Raw genomic sequence first — 20,474 nt, forward strand, 5'->3', positions numbered from 1 at the left:
CATCACGTCATGAAACACCACACCGGGTGGACCCTCACCCAACACGACGCCGGGGAGCTGTCCTGGAAAGACCCGACCGGACGCACATACCAGGACCGGCCACCGAGCCGGGTCAGGTTCGTACCCGTCATCGAACCACCCAACGACGACACACGAAATCGAGCCGGGGGAACATCACCGGGTACGCCGCCACCCGACGGTCACGGGAACTCGGGAACCGCCGACGATTCAGACGACCACCCGTTCTAACACGCAGCCGGGCTGGCACGCACGTTCCGGCGTCAACCCGCCCCCAAGCCGGCCACGCTGTGGCACCGTCCTGGACTGCTATCGCCCCGATGCCAGTGCGCCCCGATGCGAGTGCGCCCCGATGCCGGCGCGCGCCGGTGCCAGTGCGCTCCTGCGCCAGTGCGCACCGGTGCTCAGGGAGTACAGCACGCCCAGGAAATCATGGACTCCGCGGCCTCGGCTGGCCCCCATCAGGCGACGAACGCATGACCCGGTTGTGCGCCGCCGGAAGCTTGGGAGCGCATACCAGCCCACACCGGGGAACCCACGATCGAAGGCTGCAGATCGAAGGCTACAGGTTGGGGGCTTTCGGCCGGGGATTCCGCGCGAGAGCACCGGTGCGAGAGGCCCCGGGCAGCCTATTCCTCCGTGTGGCGGTCGATGTCGTCACGAGACTCAATCAGTTGACGCCGCCGCCAGGACACCAGAAGGGCTGGATCGCCGAGCATCACCGCGGTTGTGCCCGGGATGAATGCTTTCCCCATGGCGCGGAGCATGGTCTCGGCACGGCCTAACGGTGAGGTGCGGGTCGCGAAGGCCGACATCAGGGACTTCGCGGTGCGCGCGGGGTCGTCTCGCTCAAACCACTGGTTGTTCTTCGCGGCGAGCCAGCACAGTGCGACAGCGAGGTTCGCGTCTTTGATGCGCCCCCGGAAGCTGCCCGGGTCGACGAGTGCGAGGCGCTCGAGGAGCCGAGACGCGACCGCGACGAGCTCTGGGTCCCCGAAGAATTCCCCGCCGACCTCCGTGAGGAGCCTGGCTACCGCGCGCACCTGGTCGCGCGCGTCGTTCCGCATGCCCGCCAGTTTGAGTGGTTCGCTCGGGAGCGGACGGTCGTCGAGCGATTCGAGTTCTTCCGGCGTTCCGACCTCGGCGATGAGGTAGTCCCGGTACTGGGCCGGAGAGAATTCCGTGTATTGCCCACCCACCTCGTCGACGGGGGTGAATAGTTCGCCGGGGAACGCACTCGCTGCGGTCGTCTCCGCAATCAGGGCGAGGTAGCCGGGAACGAAGTACGCGAGCGCCTGGAGGGTCCGCGCCGTGGCCTCCTCCGGGAGGCCCGCTCGCCGATTCGCCCACGGAATCAACGCCATGAGGGCTTCGGGGAACTGTCGCAAGTACGTCGCGTCCGCCAGGACCTTCCGCGGGATGAGGTCCATGAGGACGCGCTCGACGAACTGGGGACCCCAGCGGAGCGGGTCCCCGCAGCCGTAGTCCACGTTGAACTCCATCAGGATTCGTGTGTGGTCCCGGAGAAGCTGGCCGTCCGCGCGCTCCGATGCCGTGGAGACGAACTCCGCGAGGAGCGCGCCGATCTCCTCGGGTGCCCACTCTCGCCGCCCGTAGCCGGCCCCGCCCTCCGGGAGCAGCCGCATCACCCATTCAAGAAGGGGGCGGTGGGACGGCCAGTCCGGGTCATCGTCTTCCGGGTCGGGGATAGTGGAATCGTGGAGCGCGAGTGCCTCGCGGAGCCGGGCACCGCCATCGGCGAGCGTCAGCTCGGTGAGCGTGGTCGGAGGAGCGGGCGCCGCGGCGATGTCCGCGAAAAGGGCATCCAGCGGCGCCTCGAGCGGATACGCCGATTCCAGGGTCGGAAGCCCGTGGAGGGCGATGGGAGCGGCGATCGTGAAGACGTGGTCGCCGAGCAACAGCTCGACGAGCAGCGTTTCTTCCGCCCCGTACACGTCGCCGGCAGCCGCCACCCTGACGGGCCGCAGCTCGGCGAGTTGACCGAGCCACGCCGGTTCGGTGGCGGCGGGGAGGCCGAGCGCGCTTCGTCGCCGCAGCACGTCATCGCCCAGCATCACCGACCACACGCTGAGCACGGCATCAAGTTCAGGCGCGCGATGCTCACCGAACATGTGGATCAGCTCGAGGAGCGTCGTTCGGGGCGCGCGTACGCCCACCAGGTGGCCGAGCGGTTGTGGGGTGGCGGATGCCGCAAGCGCGCTCGCGAGTGCGAGCAACGGGACGGGTGACGGCGCGGACCGCGCGCTCGCGAGGTCACGCAGCAGCGGAGGGGGCGGTCCGAAATCGGTCATACGGTCAAGGTACTGGCCTCGGCCGAGTGGGGGATGAGTTATCCACAGGGAGCTTACGGTACCCGGCGTAGCCACGCTTCCGTGTTGAACTTCTGCGCGACGAGCAGTTCGGCGGCATCCCACTCACCCTCCGTGACCTCGCCGTCGGTGCCGCCGTGCCGGCGCTTGAACACCTCAATCATCTTCTCGATGATCGCCTCCCGCGTCAGCCCGGTCTGGCTGCGCAGCGGATCGACGCGCTTCTGCGCGCTCGTGGTGCCCTTGTCGGAGAGCTTCTCGCGCCCGATCCGGAGCACCTCGGTCATGGCACCGGCGTCCATGTCGTAGGCCATCGTGACGTGATGGAGGACCGCGCCGGATCCGAGGCGCTTCTGCGCCGCCCCGCCGATCTTGCCGTGCGGGCTCGTGATGTCGTTGAGTGGCTTGTACTGGGCGTTGATGCCGAGCGCCTGGAGCGCCTCGAGCACCCACTCGTCGAGGTACGCGTAGGAGTCCGCAAAACTCATGCCGCGGACCAGCTCGCCCGGCACGTAGAGCGCGTAGGTGATGCTCGCCGCGGGTTCCATATACATGGCACCGCCACCCGAGATCCGGCGCACGATCTGTGCGCCGTGCGCAGCTGCCTGCTCCTCGTCGACCTCGTTGCGGACGGACTGGAAGCTGCCGATCACCACGGCGGGCTCGTTCCACTCCCAGATCCGCAGCGTGGGACCGCGGAGGCCTTCGCCGACCGCGGTGGTGAGGACCTCGTCCAGCGCCGCGTTCATCATGGGGGTGACGGGCGGCTCGTGCAGGATCTGCCAGTCGTAGTCGCGCCAGTGGGCCGCCCCGGTGATGGCGCGGCGGATCGCGATTCCGACCGAGTCGGGCGTGAAGCCGAGGAGATGCACCTCGCTCGGGAGGGCCTGCTGGATCGCCTCCCCGAACTCCTCAATCGTGCCGTTGGGGCTCAGGCCCTCGACCGCCTCGTTGATGCAGCCGAGCGCGTCGTCCGGTTCGAGGAAGAAATCGCCCGAGAGTCGGAAATCGCTGATCCGGCCGTCGAGCACGTCGAAGTCGACTACGACGAGCTTGCCGCCGGGTACCTTGTATTCGCCGTGCATGGTCATAGTCTCAGCGTACGCCTCCGAGGCGAATTCGGGGAGAGGCGCGTGCGCGTCACGGGGCGCGCGGTTACTCCGTGGAGACGCGTTCGAGCATCCAGGTGGTCACGTCTGCGATGACCTCGTCGCGATTCGTCTCGTTGAGGATCTCGTGCCGCGCGCCGGGGTAGATCTTGACCGAGACATCGCGCAGGCCGCGAGCGCGATACGCGGCGGCGAGTCGCTGCAGGCCGTCGCCCCGGCTGAGGGGGTCTTCCGCGCCCGCCACGATCAGGATCGGGAACTGGGCGGGGATGCCGGGACCGGGCTTGCCGAAGAGGCGCAGGCCGTCGGCCACCCCGAAGAGTTTGAGGATGTCCGCCTCGAAGCAGAGCGGGTCCGCGATGAACCGGTCGACCCGCTCGGGATCCCGGCTCAGCCACTCGAATCCGTTCGCGTCGGGGCCCGCCCACCGGGCATTGAGGTCGCCGCTCTCCATGAAGCGCGGCGTGCGGAACGCGGAGCCGGAGAGGACGAGCGCGTCCCACAGGAGCGGCCGCGCGTTGAGGATGCGCTGCGCCATGAGGGATCCCCAGGAGTGGGCGAACATCACGACGGGCACGTCGGGGTAGCGCTCGCGCGCGATCCCGGTGAGCTGCGCGATGGCGTCCTCGGTGGCTTGGAGGCCGCCCGGCCCGAGCTTGCCGAGGCGCGCCAGCTCCCCGCCGTGCTGGCGGCGACCGGTCTCGCCGTGGCCGCGGTGGTCGTCGGCGAACACGGCGAAGCCCGCGCCGGTGAGGTGCTGCGCAAACTCGGCGTAGCGGGCCGAGTGGTCGCCGATCCCGTGCGCGATCTGCACGACGGCGATCGGCTCGGCCACGGGCCACTCGGTGGCCGAGATCTCGACGCGGTGGGCGTCAACGTAGCTGAACTCGCGGGGGGCCGTCGGTGCGCTGCTCATTGCCCTATTGTGTCGGGTCCGGCTGAGCAGCGCCACCGAGGGGAGCGCCACGCGGGCAGTGCTGGCGGGCGGCGAGGCGCCCGCCAGGCGGGGTCGTTACGCCTCGCGGCGGTGTGCGACGTCGCCATCGACGAGGGTGAGCGCCGCGCCGGATCCGAGCAGCGCTTCGGGGGCGCCGGCGAGGGGATCCACCGCCCACACGGCGACGTTGGCGCGCGCTCCGGTGGCGATCCGGCCGAACTCGTGCTCGCGTCGCGTGGCTGTGGCCGCCCCGAGCGTGAGCGCTTCGAGCGCCTGCGCGGGCGTGAACACGCGTTCGGGCTGGTACGGGGCGCGGCTGCGGTCGAGTGCCGACGCCGCGGTGAGCGCGATGAACAGGTTGTCCGGCGCGAAGTGCGGGGCCGTGGGCGCGTCCGTGCCGAGGGCGAGGAGCACCCCGGCCGCACGGAACTTGTGCCACGGGAAGCCGGTGTGGGCGCGCTCGTCACCGAGTACAGCCTGCCAGTTGTCAAGCACCGCGGGATCGCAGTGCACCGGCTGCATCGACGCGGTGACCCCCAGGGCGGCCATTCGGGCGATGGTGTCGTCCGCCACCGACTCGAGGTGCTCGACCCGGGGGCGGCGGTCGGCGCGGGCCCCGTTCACGCGGACGCACTCCTGCACCATGTCGAGGGCGATGGTGCTCGCCTCGTCGCCGATGGCGTGGAGGGCGAGCTGCAGGCCCGCCGCGTCGGCGGCGACGGCGACGGGCAGCGCGAACTCCCGCTCCCAGATCGGCCCGGGCAGCGCCCCGTTGGCGTACGGCGCGCGCATGGTGGCGGTGCACGCGTCGATCACGCCGTCGAGGATGAACTTGACGCCAACAATCTGCAGCCACTGGGTGCCGAACTCCGCGGCGAGCTCGTCCCGCGCCTGGGCGATGCGCGCGATCTGCGCCACGTCGGCGGCCACGTCCCCGGACGCGGTGAGCAGCCAGTGCGCGGTGATGGGGAAGGGGAGTCGCCCGTCCCGCGCAAGCCGGCGGCGGTACGTCGCGAGCTCGGCCTCGCCGAATGACATCTCGGTGGCGGCCGTGACCCCGGTCTCCAGGTAGGCGTCGAAGGCGGCGGAGAGGTAGCGATCCTGGTCGGCCTCGCTGCGAACGGAGTCCAAGTACCCCCACGCGAAGTGCATGGCCGCGGTCTCGAGCAAGAACCCGGTCGCGTTGCCCTCGGCGTCGCGCACGATCTCGCCGCCCACGGGGTTCGGGGTGTCGCGGGTGATGCCCATCGCCTCGAGCGCGGCCGTGTTCACCCACACCGAGTGCAGGTCGTTGGCGTCGAGGATCACGGGAACGTCGGAAATGACCGCGTCGATGACCGCCGCGGTCGGGCGCTCGCCGTTGGGAAAAATATCGAACATCCAACTGGTGCCGAGAATCCGCGGAGCGTCCGGGGCGGCCTGACGGGCGGCGGCGAGCCGCTCCTGAACCTCCGTGAGGGAGGCGGCGTCGCGCAGCTGAACCTTTGCGAGCGACTCGCCGAGCATCAGCATGTGGGCGTGCCCCTCGACGATGCCGGGCGTCACCACGGCGCCGCCGAGCGACACCTCGGTGACCTCGGAGGCGCCATCGGTGCGGTCGGCACCATCGGCGCCCGCCGCACGGCGCACCGCCGCCAGCTCACCGGCGGCGAGCACGCGCCCGTCGCGAACGGCGAAGCTCTCGCGCGGAGACACCGCGGCGTCCCCGGTGAAGACGGTGGCGTCGCGGTAGATGGTGGTGACGGACATGAGGCTCGCTTTCCTGGGCTGCGCTGGGGTGACTGAATGGAGGCTGGTGTGGCGGATCGGGCCGGCCGGCCGGTGCCCTGCCACGCAGGCCCCGTCATTCGATGCTAGGGGGCTGGGGTGGGAGGTGCGGCGTCCACGGACGCGGCACCCACGGACGCGGCGGGCGCGGGCGCGGTCGCTGCCCGCGCCAGCGCGCGTTCGGCGCCGACGGAGACGCGCGCGATGAGCACGGTGGGGACGATCACCACGAAGCTGATGACGCCCATGATGAGCGCGAAGCCGGTCACGCCCAACTGGGCGATGAGCGCGCCGCCGATCAGCGGCGCGAAGCTGGACCCCACGAGGTATGCGCCGAGGAGCGGGCCGGACCAGCGGCCGCGCGCGTCGAGTCCGGCGGCGGTCGCGATGAAGAGGGCAAACGCGAAGGCGTAGATCGTGTTGATCGCGATGATGAGCCCGGCGAGCAGCGCGGGGCTGTCCGCGAAGCCCAGCCAGATCTTCAGTGCCCCGCCCAGGCCGAGGGCGATCGCGAGGGGGACGGCGCGGCCGATCCGCGCGCCGAAGATCGTGACGGCGAGCATCCCGAGGATCCCGCCGGCGGCCGCAATGCTGAGCGCGAATCCGAGACTCTGCTCGCCGATGCCCACGGTCTCGCCGAGCACGGGCGCCATGGTCCAGATGGCGTCCTCGCTTGTTCCCCAGAGCGGGAACACGATGAGCACGGCGATGCCGGCGAGGGTGATGCGCCGCGGCTCCGCGATCTGCAGGCTCGTGGTCACGTCGACCGGGGCGGCGTGCTCGGGGGCGTCGGGTAGCCAGAGCGCGAGGGCGAGACCCGCGAGCGAGATCAGCGCGAGTGTGCCGAACACGCTGCCCTGCGTGATCCCGATGACGGGGATCACCGCGAGGATCACCGTGATCAGGATGCGGTTGACGAGACCGCTCGTGGCGGACACGCGGTTGGGGTTGCGGAGCGCGGCGAGCGCGGCACCGGAGGTGGAGATCGCGGCCCCGACGCCAGCGCCGCCGAGGATGAGCCCGACGGTCGCGAGCGTGGGGTTCGGGATGAGGGCGGCCGTCCCGAACGCGACGACGGCGAGGACGAGCCCGATCGCGGCGAGGCGGCGCCGGGCCGGGCCGGCTGCCAGGCGGGAGGTGCCCAGGCCGACGACGGCGGAGGCGAGGAGCGCCCACGTCAGGATGTTGCCGCTCGCGATGACGTCGAAGCCGAGGTGACCGAGCGCGGTCATGATGAACGGTGCGAGGTTCGCCATCATCAGGCTGGCGAGGGCGATGATAAACGTCGCGCTGCCGTTGCGAAGGGTGAGGGGGTGGCGCGGATCGCCTTCGAGAAGCGGGGCGGCGCCCGGGGTGGCGGGGCGCGAGGCGGTGGTGTTCACAGGGCTCTTCTCCGACGGCTCTGGCGGGTGCGGCCCGAGGCCGCGATTAACCGAAACGGTTTCGATTAACTGAGATTCATCGTGCCTCCTGTGAGAGGATCTGTCAAGCACACCCACCGAAGGAGTCCCGTGGCGAGACCGCGCACCGTTCTGCTCAGCCGAGAGATCATCGGCCGGGCGGCGATCGATCACGTCGCCGCGGGCCATGAACTCCAGCTGGTGCCGCTCGCCAAGCGGCTCGGGGTGAGCGTGTCCTCGCTCTACCACCACGTCGACGGGCGCGACGGCGTGATCCGGGCCATGCGCGCGGTGCTGGTCGAGCGCTACGTCGCGGCGGCACCGGACCTCCCGGACGGGAGCGGCTGGGAGCAGCGGATCCGCAGCGAGGTTGAGCTGACCTGGCGCATGTACGCCGACCACCCGGCCGTGCTGCAGCTCATGCTCACCGTCGTGATCGACGAGCCCGACGTGCTCCGCTTCTACAGCGCCATCGCGGCCGCCCTCGGCGACGCTGGCCTCCCGGAGGAGGAGCTGTTGACGACGATCGAGGTGATCGACGCGTTCACGTTTGGCGCGGCGCTCGACGCACTCTCGCCCGAGGCGATCCTCGACGCGGATCACACGGGGCCCGAACTCGGGGCGCTGATCCGGCGACATCCGGTCGGTGCGGAGCGGAATCGCCGCGTGTTCGAGCGCGGCCTGGACTTCGTGATCGCGGGCGTGCGGTCGCGGTTGCCCGGGGCGTAGCCACCTCGCCTACACTGGGGGCGTGACCGGACACCGCCCTCGGGGACGAGGCACTCGGGGGAGCAGTTCGCGGCCGCGCCGCGCGCTGGGCGTCTGGCTTGCCCTGGGTCTCACCGCGACGGTGCTCGGCTGCGTGCCGGCCGTCAGCGAGGCGGCCGCCACGGAGTCCCCGCAGAAGAGGAGCGCAGCTGTGCAGATCATGACGCTGGACATCGCCGGACCGGCGGCGGATCGCACCCCCGGGGTTCCGAACCGCGTGGGATCCGAGCGGGTGCGGCTGCGGAGCTACGAACCCGCGCTCGAGGCGGGCGGGCAGCCGTGGGCCACCCTCGTGTGGGCGCACGGCGGGTCGTTTGTGCGCGGCACGCTCGACTGGCCGGAGGCCGATTGGGTCGCGCGCGAGTTCGCGGCGGCCGGGGTGCGCGTGTACTCCGTCGACTACGTGCTCGCGAGCGAGACGGTGAAAGCCCCCGCGCCCGCGAACGACGTGGCCGCCGTCCTCGCCTGGGCGGCGGATCGCGCGGAGCCCGGTGTGCCGCTGGTGGTCGGCGGGGCGAGCGCGGGGGCGCACCTGGCCACGCTCGCGGCACTGGGAGGCGCCGCGCAGGCGCTGGTGCTCGAATACCCCACGTTCCACCGGGCGCAGCGCCCGGACGCGGCGATCGCGGCGGCGACGGCGCAGCTTCCGGAACAGCGCCGCTTCGATGCAGCGCGGATCGCGGAGATGTACGCCTCCTACCTGGGCGACGACGTGGACGCCGTGGACGCCGTGGTCGGCGCGGGCGAGGAGCTCCCGCTCGTCGCCGGCGAGCTGCCTCCGGAGCGGCTGAGCGCCCTCCCGCCCACGGTGATGGTGCACGCGGACGCCGACGATCTGCGCGCCTCGGGAGAGCAGTTCGCGGAGCAGCTCCGGCTCGCGGGCGTGCCCGTCAGCGAGGCGATCCAGCCCGGCACGGTGCACGGCTACCTGAACCGACCGGAGGAGTCGCCGCAGGCGCTCGCTGACGCCGAGGCGACGATCGACCGCTTCGTGAGCGAGCTCCGCCGAGTGCTCGCCTGACCGCGTCCCGGCGATCGCGCACCCAGCGCCCAGACAACGCCTAGATCATGTACTCGAGCTCCCGGTACGCGCCGCGGTAAAACAGGAGCGGGGCCCGATCCGGGTCGGTTGAGATGCCGCTCACGCGCACGAGGAAGATCAGGTGGTCTCCCGCCTCGATCTCGCGCTCGATGTCGCCTGCGACCCAGCCGGTCACCCCGTCGAGGGTGGGAACGCCGTTGCTCACGGACGGGGTCCACGCGACCCCCTGCCATTTGTCGGTGCCGGATCGGGCGAACTGCCCACTGAGGTGCTGCTGCTGCGCGCTCAGGAAGTTGACGACGACGCGCCCGTGTGCGCGGACCGCGCTGAGGCTGCGGGAGGTACGCGCGATGGAGAACGAGACGAGCGGCGGGTCGATCGACACGCTGTAAAACGACTGGCAGGTGAAGCCGACGGGGCCGTCGGCGCCCTGCGTGGTGATGACGGTCACGCCGGAGGCGAAGCTTCCCATGACGTCGCGGTAGCTGCGGTCGTCGAACGCGCGGGGGACGGCGGCGGTGGTGGTCGCGGGGGCCGCCGGAGCTGCGGCCGCCGGAGCGGTCGTCGCCGCGGGCGTACGGGGGCTCATGCGGCGGCCTCCGCCCGGGCGGAGAAGCCGGAGATGGCGGGGCCCTGGCTCGCGAGCCACTCGTCGAGGAGCTCGTCGCGGCGGTCGAACTTCGGGGTGGGGAACGCGAGGCCGCGGGTGGGGACGCTCGCGCCGAGCTCGACGAGCAGCGGCCGGAGGGTGAACTCCACGGCGAGCGCGTGTTCGTCGGACGCGGTGGTGAAGAGCGGGATCGCGGTCACACCGTCGAGCGCCCGCGCCGGGTAGCGGTCGAGAAAGGACTTCAGGAGGCCGGTGTAGCTGGCCTTGTAGGTCGGTGTCGCGATCACCGCATAGCGGGAGGTGCGGAGCTGATCCAGCAGCGGATCGAGCGTGGGTGCCGGCCAGGCGAACAGCGAGCTCGCGTGGTCGATGAGGTCCACGGTGGGGTGCCGGGTGGCGCCGGTGTGGGCGGCGATCCGCTCGGCGAGCTCCTCGGCGATGTGGCGGGTGCGTGAGTGGGGTTTGGGGTTTCCGACGATGACGGAGATGGCGGACACGGGGATCCCTTTCTGGCGCCGGGCGCAGAGCTGCGGTGCGGCGTGCATCTGTGGGTGGCGCGGAGCGCCACGGCAGGCGGGTCATGATCCACGGTGGGGTGTCGCGGAGTCGCCGCGGGATCTCATCTCGCGGAACTGGAGCCAGTGTAGGTCGCTCGGCCGGGGCCGCGAGGGGTCGTCGACATATGACGTAACGGTCATTCTTCGTCATATTGCTGGACAGCCCCCGGCGGCATACTCATAAGCTCGCCGTATGTCTCCCATAACTCAACCCACGGAATTCACGGTGGGGATCGCCCTTGACGCGGCCGGCTGGCACCCGGCCGCGTGGCGCGAACCCGACGCCCGCCCCGACGCACTGTTCACCGCGCCCTACTGGACCGAGCTCGTGCGGACCGCCGAGGCCGGTGGCCTCGATTACGTCACGATCGAAGACTCCCTGAGCGTGCCGGGCACCGGAGCGCTCGACGCGGCACCCGCGTCGCCCCGCCCAGACCGCGTCGCGGGGCGCCTCGACGCGCTCCTGACCGCGAGCTGGACCGCACCCCAGACGCGCACGATCGGGCTGATCCCCACCGTCACCGTCACCCACACCGAGCCCTTCCACGTCGCCACCGCGCTCCAGACCCTCGATCACGTCTCCGAGGGGCGCGGTGGGTGGCAGTTGCGGATCTCGCCCGAACCGGAGGCCGCGGCCGCATTCGGACGCCGCCCGGCCCCGAACGTCGAGGCCGCACGCGTCATCGCGGGGGATACCGATCCCGGCCTCGACGCGCTCCTCGGCGAGGCCGCCGAGGCCGCCGCGGTGGCCCGGGGGCTGTGGACCAGCTGGGCCGCGGACGCCGAGATCCGCGACGCCGCCACGGGTCGCTTCCTCGACCGGGATCGCGTCCGCCACATCGGCTTCGCCGGCGAGCACTTCTCGGTGGTGGGGCCCTCGATCGTGCCGCGCTCGCCGCAGGGGGAGCTCCCCATCACCGTGCTCTCGCACTCGCCCCGCGTGCACCGATTCGCGGCCACGTCCGCCGACGTCGTGTTCATTACGCCCGACAGCGAGTCCGTGCGTGCCGGCGCATCGCGCGGGGCCTCGGCGGCCGAGCTCGTCGCCCAGGTGCGCGCCGCCGAGCGCGCCGTTGACCGCCCGGGACTCGGGCTCGCCCCGCTCCGGATTGTCGCTGACCTCGTCGTCGCGCTGGACACTGCGGCCCCGGGTGAGACGGGGGCGGCCCGGCTCGCCCGCCTGAACGCCCTCGCCGGCGAGCCGTTCGAGAGCGACGCTCGCGTCGTCGCCGGCTCGGCCGCCGAAGTCACCGAGCTGATCGCCGCGTGGCGCGCGGCGGGCGTTGAGGGGATCCGGCTTCTCCCGCTGACACTGCCGGGCGAGCTCGGCCGCATCGTCGCGGATCTGCTCCCGGCGCTCCGCGCGCGCGGCCTTGTCTCCGAGCAGCTCGACGCCGCCGGGGCCCCGCCGCGGTCCCTGCGCGAACGCTTCGGGCTGGCCCCCGTTCCGCCCCGCGCCCACCGCACCGCCCGCACCGCCCGCACCGAGGAGACCGCCGCATGAGCACCGAGTCCGCCCGTCCCGCCGCGACCGCCCCGCGCCAGGTGCGCCTCGTGGCCCACTTCCCGGGCGTCAACAGCGCCACCGTCTGGAGCGACCCCGCCGCCGGGAGCCAGATCGACTTCGCCTCGTTCCGGCACTTCGCGCAGACCGCGGAGCGCGGCCTCTTCGACTACGTGTTCCTCGCGGAGGGCTTGCGAGTGCGCGAGCACGGCGGTGAGATCCACGATCTCGACGTGGCCGGGCGCCCGGCCACGCTCGCGGTGATCACCGCGATGGCCTCCGTGACCCGCAATATCGGGGTCGTGGGCACCCTCACGAGCACCTTCAACGAGCCCTACGAGCTCGCCCGCCAGCTCGCCACCATCGACCACCTGTCGAACGGGCGCGTGGGCTGGAACGTGGTGACGACCTCCGACGCGTTCCACGGTGCCAACTTCCGGCGCGGCGCGTACCTCCCCCACGCCGAGCGGTACACCCGGGCCGAGGAGTTTGTCGCCGTCGCCAAAGCGCTCTGGAACTCGTGGGATGCCGCCGCGATCGTTGCGGATCGCGCCGGCGGCCGGTACATCGACCCCGAGCGGGTCCGCCGGGTCACACACGAGGGGCCCCAGTTCTCGGTAACCGCGACAAGCACGGTGCCGCGCAGCCCGCAGGGCTTCCCCGTGATCGTGCAGGCGGGGGATTCCCCGGCCGGTCGGGACTTCGCGGCGGCGAACGCCGAGATCATCTTCTCGCGACACACGAGTTTCGCCGAGGGGCAGGCCTTCTACCGTGACGTCAAGGGCCGCCTCCCCGGGGTGGGGCGCACGGAGGACTCGCTGCTGATCCTGCCCGGGGCGACGTTTGCGCTCGGGGACACCGATGCGGACGCGGCGGAGCGGGCGCGCGCGATCTCGCTCGCGCAGACAACCCCGCAAACCGCGATCGCCTGGGTGGAGGCGATCTGGGGGCACGAACTGCCGGGGCTCGACCCCGACGGTGCCCTCCCGCGCACGGACCCGAGCGACGGCCAGCAGCGGCAAGGGCAGGTCTCCACGCAGGTGGCGGATCGCGTGGCGCGCGCCGAGCAGTTGCGGTCTCGGGCGGCGGCCGAGGGGCTCACTCTGCGCGAGCTCGTCGCCGCGGAAACAGCCCGCCATACCTTCGTCGGCTCACCGAACACGATCGCGGCCGCGATCGACCACGCCGTGCAGGAGCGCGCCGCGGACGGCTTTGTGCTCGTGCCGCACCTCACCCCGGGCGGACTCGACGAGTTCGTGGACCGGGTGGTCCCGCTGCTCCAAGAACGCGGGGTGTTCCGCACCCGCTACGAGACCGACCCCGAGACCGGCGCGAACTCCACGCTGCGGCGCACCCTGGGATTGCCCCGGCCGCCGCACGTGGCGTGGCGACCGGCGGGGGAGCGCGTGCCCGCGGGGGTGGGGGCATGAGCGCGGCACCGTTCGCCGACACCGTCGTGGCCCGGCTGGTGCGCCCGAGCGATCCGCTCGCCGCGCCGCTGCTTGCCGACCTCGAGCGCGAGTACGACGCCCGCTACGGCGTCGAGGTGTTCGGCGAACCCGCCTCGGTGGAGCTGAATCGCTACCCGGAGGCGTCGTTTGTCGCCCCGCACGGCGGTTTCCTGCTCCTCCTCGCGGAGGGGGAAGCGATCTCCGGGGGTGCCTTCATGCGCTTCGACGAGCGGACCGCGGAGTTCAAGCGCATCTGGACCCGCGCAGACCGCCGCGGCCGCGGCCTCGCGAAGCGGGTCCTCCTCGAACTGGAACGCGAGGCGAGCCGGCTCGGCTACGAGCGCGTCTTCCTCACGACCGGCCCGCGCCAGCCCGAGGCCGTGGCGCTCTACCTGGGCACCGGCTTCACCCCGCACTTTGATCCCGCGCGCCCCGCGGCGGAGATCGGAGTGCACCCGTTCACGAAGGATCTCGTCCCGGGCTTCTCGAGCCCCCACGCCCACGATCCCGCACTCACGAAGGAGCGCCGCCCATGACCGCGACACTCGACACCCCGCCGGCCGCGGTGGTGAACCGCTCTGCACCGAAGATCACGGAGCCGGTGGTGCCGCTGCGCCACTGGTGGCGCTGGGCGTTCAGCGCCGTGGCCGTGTTCCTGCTGGCCCAGCTCGTGTGGACGTTCTTCTCGAACCCGCAGTGGCGCTGGCCCGTGTTCGCCGAGTACTTCTTCAATGACGCCGTGCTGCGCGGGCTGTGGCTGACGCTGTGGCTCACCGCGGTGTCCGCCGTGATCGGCTTCGTGCTGGGCGGCGTGCTCGCGCTCGCCCGGCTCTCGGGCTCCGCACTCCTGAACTCCTTTGCGTGGGGCTTCATCTGGTTCTTCCGCTCCGTGCCGCTCGTGGTGCAGCTGGTCATCTGGTTCAATCTCGGCTACCTCTTCCCGACCCTCGGCATCGGCTGGCCCTTCAGCTACGACTTCTGGGTGGTCGAATTCGACACGGTGCGCCTGCTCTCCTCCACCGTCGCCGCGATCCTCGGGCTCTCGCTGCACCAGGCGGCGTATTCGGCCGAGATCATCCGCGGCGGGCTGCTGTCGGTGGACCAGGGGCAGATCGAGGCGGCGAAGGCGCTCGGGATCCCGCGCAGCCGCCGCTTCTTCCGCATCGTGCTGCCGCAGGCCGCCCGCGCGATCCTCCCGAACGCCTTCAACGAGGTGATCGGCCTGCTCAAGGGCACCTCGGTAGTGTTCATCGTCGCGCTGCCCGAGCTGTTCTACACGGTGCAGGTGATCTACAACCGCAATCAGCAGGTTGTCCCGCTGCTGCTCGTCGCCGCGGTCTGGTACACGATCTTCACCACCGTGCTGAGTATCGCGCAGTACTACATCGAGCGCCGCTTCTCGCGCGGCACCGCCCGCGAGCTGCCCCCGACGCCGCTGCAGAAACTCCGCCGCCGCCTGGGCACCGCCGCCGCCCGGCTGCGCGGCCCCGCCGACGCCCCGCCACCCGCGACCACCGGCGGCATCTCCACCCACACCGTTGCCGCGCTCCACACGAGCGCCCACTGACAGGAGTCATGATGGCACAGAACGCCACCGCAGCAGCCACGCGCGACCGCGCCACCGCGGATCAGGATCCGGCGGTCGATGTGGCGGTCGCCCGAGCCGCCGATCCGGCACCCCAGGCGACCCCGGCGGCCACCGACCCCGGCCCCCGCACCGGGCTCGTCGAGATCACCGACGTGCACAAGTCCTACGGCGCCCAGGAGGTGCTGCACGGCATCTCGCTCCGCGTCGAACCCGGGCAGGTGATCACCCTGCTCGGCCCCTCGGGCTCGGGGAAATCCACGCTGCTGCGCGCGATCAACCACCTCGAGACCATCGACGCCGGATCGATCACGATCGACGGCGATCACATCGGCTACGAACGCCGCGGCGGGGTGCTCCACGAGCTGCCGGAGAAACAGGTGCTGCAGCGCCGCACCCGCGTCGGCATGGTGTTTCAGAACTTCAATCTGTTCCCGCACCTCACGGCCCTCGAGAACATTATCGAGGCCCCCATCGGGCTCAAGCGCGCGAGTCGGGCCGCCGCGATCGCGCAGGCCCGCACCCTGCTGGAGCGCGTCGGCCTTGCCGACCGCGCCGACCACTACCCGCGCCAGCTCTCCGGCGGCCAGCAGCAGCGCGTCGCAATTGCGCGGGCGCTGGCGCTGGCACCCGATGTGCTGCTCTTCGACGAACCCACGAGCGCGCTCGATCCGGAGCTCGTCGCGGAGGTCCTCAGCGTGATCCGCGACCTCGCGCACAGCGGCACCACCCTCATCATCGTGACCCACGAAATCGGCTTCGCCGCCGAGATCGCCGACCATGTGGTGTTCCTCGACGCGGGCCGCGTCGTCGAGCAGGGCCCGCCCGCCCAGGTGCTGCGCGCCCCGGAAGAGGCGCGCACCCAGGAGTTCCTCGACTGGGTGATCTGATCCGGCGCTGCTCCGGTGCCGCGCCCACGTCTGTCCGTCCCGAAGTCCCTCCCTAACGAAAGCGAAGCCATGTACACCACTTCCCGACGACGCGCTCGCGTCGCCCTCCCCGCCCTCGCCGCGATCGCGCTGCTCGGCTTCACCGCGTGCAGCGCGGTGGTCGACGGCGACACCGCCGGGGCCATCGACCCGGGTGCCGCCCCGGTCGCGCAGGAATCCCCGTTCGACCTCACGAGCGCCAACACGGATGAGCGGGTCCGGATCGACCCGATCCCCGAGGCCGTCGCGGCGCTCGAAGCGAGCGGATTCACGCCGATCCAGGCCGGCAAGTTGACGGTCGCCCACTCCGCCTACGAGCCGCCGCTCGGCTTCCTCGCCGAGGACGACAACCGGACCCTCCTCGGGATCGAACCCGATATCGCCCAGCTCGTGGCCGACGGGCTGGGTCTCGAGTATGCGCCCGAGAACGTGGCCTGGGCCGATTGGCCGCTCGGCGTGGAATCCGGGAAATACGACGCCGTGATCTCGAACGTCACGGTCACCGAGGAGCGCAAGGATCTGTTCGACTTTGCCACGCACCGCACCGATATCGTCGCCTTCTCGGTGCGCAGCGACAGCGACATCGATGCGATCGGCGCGGCGCCGGACGTCGCCGGGCTGAAAGTGAGCGTCGGCAGCGGCACGAACCAGGAAAAGATCCTGCTTGACTGGTTCGCGGAGAACGAGCAGAACGGACTCCCCGCCGGCGAGCCCGTCTACTTCGAGGACAACGCGGCGGCGCAGCTCGCGCTCGCGTCCGGCCGCATCGACGCGATCTTCGGCCCGAACCCGACCGCGGCCTACGCGGCCGCCGTGACCGGGGAGTCGAAGGTCGTCGGCACCGTCAACGGAGGTTTCCCCGCGAACGCCGAGATCGGCGTGACCACGGCGAAGGGCAACGGGCTCATCGATCCCGTGGCGATCGTGCTGAACACCCTCATCGCCGACGGCCGCTACGACGACGCGCTCGACCGCTGGGACCTCAGCGACGAACGTGTCGACGCATCGCGCGTCAACCCGCCCGGGCTCCCGCGCCCGTAACCCACCAGCATCCTGAGAACACCCGAGAAGAGGCCATCACCGATGCCCACGAACACTCCGCCCGTGTCTGTACCGCCCGTGTCGGCTCCGCATGTGTCTGTCCCGCCCGCGCCGGTCCCACCCGCGCCGGGCCGGTCCCGTGCCGCGCTGCGCCTCGCCGCCACCGCCGGGCTCGCGCTCGCCGTTGCCGGGCTCGTCGGCTGCAGCGCGGGCGCCCCCGGCACCCTGGACGCTCAGGCGGCACCGGCCGCCGGCCGCGCCGAGGCACCATTCGATCTGACGACCGGCAACCTCGACACTCGCCCGCACATCGATCCGGTTCCCGAAGCCGTCGCCGCACTGGAAGCGAGCGGCTTCACGCCCGCACAAGCGGGCAAGCTGACGGTCGCCCTGGGCGGCGCGGGATCCCCGCCGACCTCGTTCTTCGCGGAGGACGACGCCCAGACCATCATCGGGAGCGACGCCGATTTCGCCTCGCTCATCGCCGAGGGGCTGGGCCTCGACTACGCGCCCGAGAACGTCGCCTGGGCGGACTGGCCGCTGGGCATCGAGTCCGGGAAATACGATCTCGCCCTCACCAACGTGGGCGTCACCGAGGAGCGCAAAGAGCTCTTCGACTTCGCGACCTACCGTGATGCGGTCATGGGCTTCTCCGTCGCGGCCGGTTCGGAGATCACCGAGATCGCCGAGCCGAACGACGTGTCGGGGCTGCGTGTGATCGTCGGCAGTGGCACGAATCAGGAAAAGTTCCTGCTCGACTGGTTCGCGCAGAACGAGGCGGCGGGCCTCGCGCCGGGCGAACCCGTGTACTACGAGGACTCGGCAGCCGGATCCCTCGCGCTGGCGTCCGGCCGCGCCGACGTGAGCATCGACCCGCACGCCCTCGCGAAGTTCCGGGAAACGACGCTCGGCGAGACCCGCGTCGTGGGGAGCTTCAACAGCGCCTATCCGGTCTCCGGGCAGGTGGGCGCGGTGACGGCGAAGGGGAACGGCCTCATCGAACCCGTGGCCCTCGTGATCCAGTCGCTCATCGACTCGGGGACGTACGACGAGGCGCTTGCACGGTGGGGGCAGGACGAAGAGGCCGTCTCCGAGTCGCTCATCAACCCACCCGGCCTGCCGAAGCCATGACGCACGAGAGCCTCCTTCCGGCCGGGGGCGCCGCGCCGGTCGAGATCGTGTGCGTGGGCGCCGGGCCGGGGGCCGCGATGCTGCTGGAGCGGATCATCGCGAACCACGCCGCGCACAGCCCCGCCCTGCCGCTGCACCTCACCCTCGTGGACCCGCACGCACCCGGCGGCGGCCGGATCTGGCGGCGCGATCAGTCGCCGCTCCTCAAACTGAACTCCATGCTGCGCGACGTCGCCTTCTTCACGGACCCCTCCTGCCGGATCGCGGGCCCGGTCGCCCCGGGCCCCTCGCTCGCCGAGTGGGTGCGCGGCGTCCGCGCGGGGCGCTTCCCCGCGCCGGCGTGGGCCGACGCCCAGCTCCGCCGCGAGATCGCCGAGATCGGTGAGGCCGACTTCCCCACGCGCCGCCTCAACCACGCGTACCTGACGTGGGCGTTCGCCGAGATCCAGCGCCGGGCCGCGGACACGCTGCGCGTGAGCTGGCGGCCGGGGACCGCCGTCGCGGTCGAGGGTACCGGGGGCGGTCAGGCGGGCGACCCGGCCGCTGACTCGGCCGGCGGTTTGGTGGGCGACCCGGTGGCTGATCCGGCTGGCGGCACCGGCGGGTTCCGCGTGCGACTCGATTCCGGCGAGGCGCTGCACGCGGATCTCGTGATCTACGCGCTGGGCCACAACGGAACGGCACCGTCGGACGACGCCCGCCAGCAGGCGGCGTTCGCGCGGCGGCACGGGCTGCACTACATCGCGCCGGCGTTTACCGCCGACGTCGACCTGTCCGCGGTGCCCGCCGGGGCGGACGTCATCGTCCGCGGCATGGGGCTCGCGGCGATCGACCTCAGCGTTCGGCTCGCCGAGGGGCGGGGCGGCCGCTTCCGCGAGACGCCGGAGGGGGCCCTCCGGTACACGCCGAGTGGCGAGGAGCCGATCCTGCACTTCGGCTCCCGCCGCGGCGTCCCGTATCGCTCCAAGATCACGAGCCAGGTGGTGGGGGAGCCGGTGCGGCTCGCCTATCTGGGGCCCGAGTTCCACGCGGCCGTCGCCGCGCGCACCGATCCCCTCGACTTCGACCGGGACGTGTGGCCGCTGCTCTCCGCCGAGCTGATCACCGGGTACTACCGGGAGCTCTTCACCGGCCACCCCGGTCGAGTCGTCGGGGACTGGGAACGCTTCGCGCCGCGGTTGCAGGACGCGCTCGCCGCCTCGTGTGGGATCTCGGGCGGTGCCGCCCGCGGCCCGAGTGCGGCCGGCCCCGGCGCGCCTGATCCGCTCGGGCAGCTGATCCGCGCGCACGTGCCGGATCCCGGCGATCGCTTCGATCTCGCCGCCTTCGACCGACCGCTCGCGTTCGGCCCCGAGCCGCGCGCCGCCGCGCCCCCGGCCGGGGCAGGATCCGGCACTGGATCTGGCACTGCGGTCCACGCGCGGGTGTGCGCGCACATCGCCGAGGACCTGCGGCTGCGCACCTCGCCCGAGCACAGCGCCACGCAGGCGCTGTTCCTCACGGGGCTGTACGCCTTCCTCGCGCTCGCGGAGATCGCGCCCGAGCGCTGGAACGCGCGCAGCCGGACGCACGCGCTGCCGCGCCGCTGGTTCAGCACCTTCAGCTACCTCGCGAGCGGCCCACCCGGCCACCGGCTGCGCGAGCTGCTCGCCCTCGCCGAGGCCGGCGTGGTGCGGTTTCTCGGGGGCGACCTGGTGCTCGGGCACGACGAGACGCGGGGCGTCTTCACGGCAACCGGATCCGCGGTCACGGGAGAGACCGGGCCGCCCGCCGCCACGCGCGCCGAGGCGGGGATCCTGATCGACGCCTGGCTCCCGGAGGCGCGTGCCGCGCAGAGCGACAATCCGCTGCTCCGCCAACTCGTGCGGGACGGGCGGCTCCGGGAGCTCGCGGTGCCCGATCCCGCGACCGGCACCGTGGCGACCACCGGCCAGATCGAGGTCGACGGCGATGGGGGCGTGCCGGGCTCGGCGCGCGAGTTTGCGCTCGGCCCGTTCGTGGCCGGCCTCACCGGCGGGGCGTTCACCCGGCCCGGCATTAACTCGCTGCCCTTCCGGATCCACGACCGGTGCGCCCGGGCCGTTCTCGACGCCGCGAGTGCGGTGGCGGGCGCGGCCACGAATGAGACCGCGAGCGCGGCCGGGTTCGAGGTTGCGCGCGAAGCGGCACCCGAACTTCGTGGCACCGACGTGGGCCTCGCGGCGAGTGGGGCGCGGCACTAGTGTGGGGCGCGGCGTGAGCCTGGGGTGCGGCGCGTGCCTGGCGCGCGGCGCGTGCCCGGCGCGCGCGGTGTGA

The 20,474-nt window shown here is 71.8% G+C and carries 17 protein-coding genes and 1 pseudogene; 11 read left to right on the plus strand and 7 right to left on the minus strand.

Annotated features, from left to right (window positions below; genetic code table 11):
• A pseudogene (locus D3230_RS16085) lies at nt 1-249 on the plus strand (hypothetical protein); the annotation flags it as partial.
• Nucleotides 250-647: 398 nt separating this feature from the next.
• Here D3230_RS16085 and D3230_RS12835 read toward each other — a convergent pair.
• From D3230_RS12835 to D3230_RS12855, 5 genes are all read right to left on the minus strand, one after another.
• The gene (locus tag D3230_RS12835) at nt 648-2,330 is read right to left on the minus strand and encodes a hypothetical protein (protein ID WP_202345450.1); all 1,683 of its coding nucleotides are present in this window, start codon (nt 2,328-2,330) and stop codon (nt 648-650) included.
• A 53-nt stretch (nt 2,331-2,383) separates the two neighbouring features.
• Nucleotides 2,384-3,433, minus strand: a complete 1,050-nt coding sequence (locus D3230_RS12840) for a lipoate-protein ligase LplAB (protein ID WP_202345644.1) — start codon at nt 3,431-3,433, stop codon at nt 2,384-2,386.
• Between the two features lie 70 nt (nt 3,434-3,503).
• Nucleotides 3,504-4,373, minus strand: a complete 870-nt coding sequence (locus D3230_RS12845) for an alpha/beta fold hydrolase (RefSeq protein WP_202345451.1) — start codon at nt 4,371-4,373, stop codon at nt 3,504-3,506.
• Between the two features lie 96 nt (nt 4,374-4,469).
• Entirely contained in the window at nt 4,470-6,143 is a 1,674-nt protein-coding gene (locus D3230_RS12850) for an amidohydrolase (RefSeq protein ID WP_202345452.1), read from the minus strand.
• A 104-nt stretch (nt 6,144-6,247) separates the two neighbouring features.
• Nucleotides 6,248-7,543 (minus strand): MFS transporter, encoded by a 1,296-nt coding sequence (locus tag D3230_RS12855; RefSeq protein WP_202345453.1) that lies wholly within the window; start codon nt 7,541-7,543, stop codon nt 6,248-6,250.
• A gap of 129 nt (nt 7,544-7,672) precedes the next feature.
• Between D3230_RS12855 and D3230_RS12860 the strand changes: the two genes are divergently transcribed.
• Both D3230_RS12860 and D3230_RS12865 read left to right on the plus strand, forming a co-directional pair.
• Nucleotides 7,673-8,290: a TetR/AcrR family transcriptional regulator C-terminal domain-containing protein gene (locus D3230_RS12860; RefSeq protein WP_202345454.1), complete on the plus strand. Its 618-nt coding sequence runs from the start codon at nt 7,673-7,675 to the stop codon at nt 8,288-8,290.
• A 22-nt stretch (nt 8,291-8,312) separates the two neighbouring features.
• Complete coding sequence (locus tag D3230_RS12865; RefSeq protein ID WP_337249180.1) at nt 8,313-9,350, plus strand: alpha/beta hydrolase; 1,038 nt, start codon at nt 8,313-8,315, stop codon at nt 9,348-9,350.
• Nucleotides 9,351-9,390: 40 nt separating this feature from the next.
• Here D3230_RS12865 and D3230_RS12870 read toward each other — a convergent pair whose 3' ends face one another.
• Together D3230_RS12870 and D3230_RS12875 are read right to left on the minus strand one after the other, a co-directional pair.
• Nucleotides 9,391-9,960 (minus strand): flavin reductase family protein, encoded by a 570-nt coding sequence (locus tag D3230_RS12870; RefSeq protein ID WP_202345455.1) that lies wholly within the window; start codon nt 9,958-9,960, stop codon nt 9,391-9,393.
• Nucleotides 9,957-10,478 (minus strand): NAD(P)H-dependent oxidoreductase, encoded by a 522-nt coding sequence (locus tag D3230_RS12875; RefSeq protein ID WP_202345456.1) that lies wholly within the window; start codon nt 10,476-10,478, stop codon nt 9,957-9,959. The genes D3230_RS12870 and D3230_RS12875 overlap by 4 nt, the downstream gene beginning before the upstream one ends.
• A 253-nt stretch (nt 10,479-10,731) precedes the next feature.
• Between D3230_RS12875 and D3230_RS12880 the strand changes: the two genes are divergently transcribed.
• The 8 genes from D3230_RS12880 to D3230_RS12915 all read left to right on the plus strand — a co-directional run bounded on the left by D3230_RS12880 (nt 10,732) and on the right by D3230_RS12915 (nt 20,401).
• The gene (locus D3230_RS12880) at nt 10,732-12,042 is read left to right on the plus strand and encodes an LLM class flavin-dependent oxidoreductase (RefSeq protein ID WP_202345457.1); all 1,311 of its coding nucleotides are present in this window, start codon (nt 10,732-10,734) and stop codon (nt 12,040-12,042) included.
• Entirely contained in the window at nt 12,039-13,472 is a 1,434-nt protein-coding gene (locus D3230_RS12885; protein WP_202345458.1) for an NtaA/DmoA family FMN-dependent monooxygenase, read from the plus strand. Before D3230_RS12880 ends, D3230_RS12885 begins: the two co-directional genes overlap by 4 nt.
• Nucleotides 13,469-14,029, plus strand: coding sequence for a GNAT family N-acetyltransferase (locus D3230_RS12890; protein WP_202345459.1), 561 nt, complete (start codon nt 13,469-13,471; stop codon nt 14,027-14,029). The genes D3230_RS12885 and D3230_RS12890 overlap by 4 nt, the downstream gene beginning before the upstream one ends.
• Entirely contained in the window at nt 14,026-15,060 is a 1,035-nt protein-coding gene (locus D3230_RS12895; RefSeq protein ID WP_202345460.1) for an amino acid ABC transporter permease, read from the plus strand. Before D3230_RS12890 ends, D3230_RS12895 begins: the two co-directional genes overlap by 4 nt.
• Before the next feature lie 11 nt (nt 15,061-15,071).
• Nucleotides 15,072-15,968: an amino acid ABC transporter ATP-binding protein gene (locus D3230_RS12900; protein ID WP_202345461.1), complete on the plus strand. Its 897-nt coding sequence runs from the start codon at nt 15,072-15,074 to the stop codon at nt 15,966-15,968.
• A gap of 69 nt (nt 15,969-16,037) precedes the next feature.
• Nucleotides 16,038-17,048, plus strand: coding sequence for an ABC transporter substrate-binding protein (locus D3230_RS12905; protein WP_202345462.1), 1,011 nt, complete (start codon nt 16,038-16,040; stop codon nt 17,046-17,048).
• A 63-nt stretch (nt 17,049-17,111) separates the two neighbouring features.
• Nucleotides 17,112-18,179 carry a transporter substrate-binding domain-containing protein gene (locus D3230_RS12910; RefSeq protein WP_337249181.1) on the plus strand — a complete coding sequence of 356 codons (1,068 nt, stop codon included), beginning with the start codon at nt 17,112-17,114 and terminating at the stop codon, nt 18,177-18,179.
• Complete coding sequence (locus D3230_RS12915; RefSeq protein WP_202345463.1) at nt 18,176-20,401, plus strand: FAD/NAD(P)-binding protein; 2,226 nt, start codon at nt 18,176-18,178, stop codon at nt 20,399-20,401. Before D3230_RS12910 ends, D3230_RS12915 begins: the two co-directional genes overlap by 4 nt.
• Nucleotides 20,402-20,474: the final 73 nt, after the last annotated feature.

This window comes from Leucobacter chromiireducens subsp. solipictus (assembly GCF_016758195.1).
GTDB lineage: Bacteria > Actinomycetota > Actinomycetes > Actinomycetales > Microbacteriaceae > Leucobacter > Leucobacter solipictus.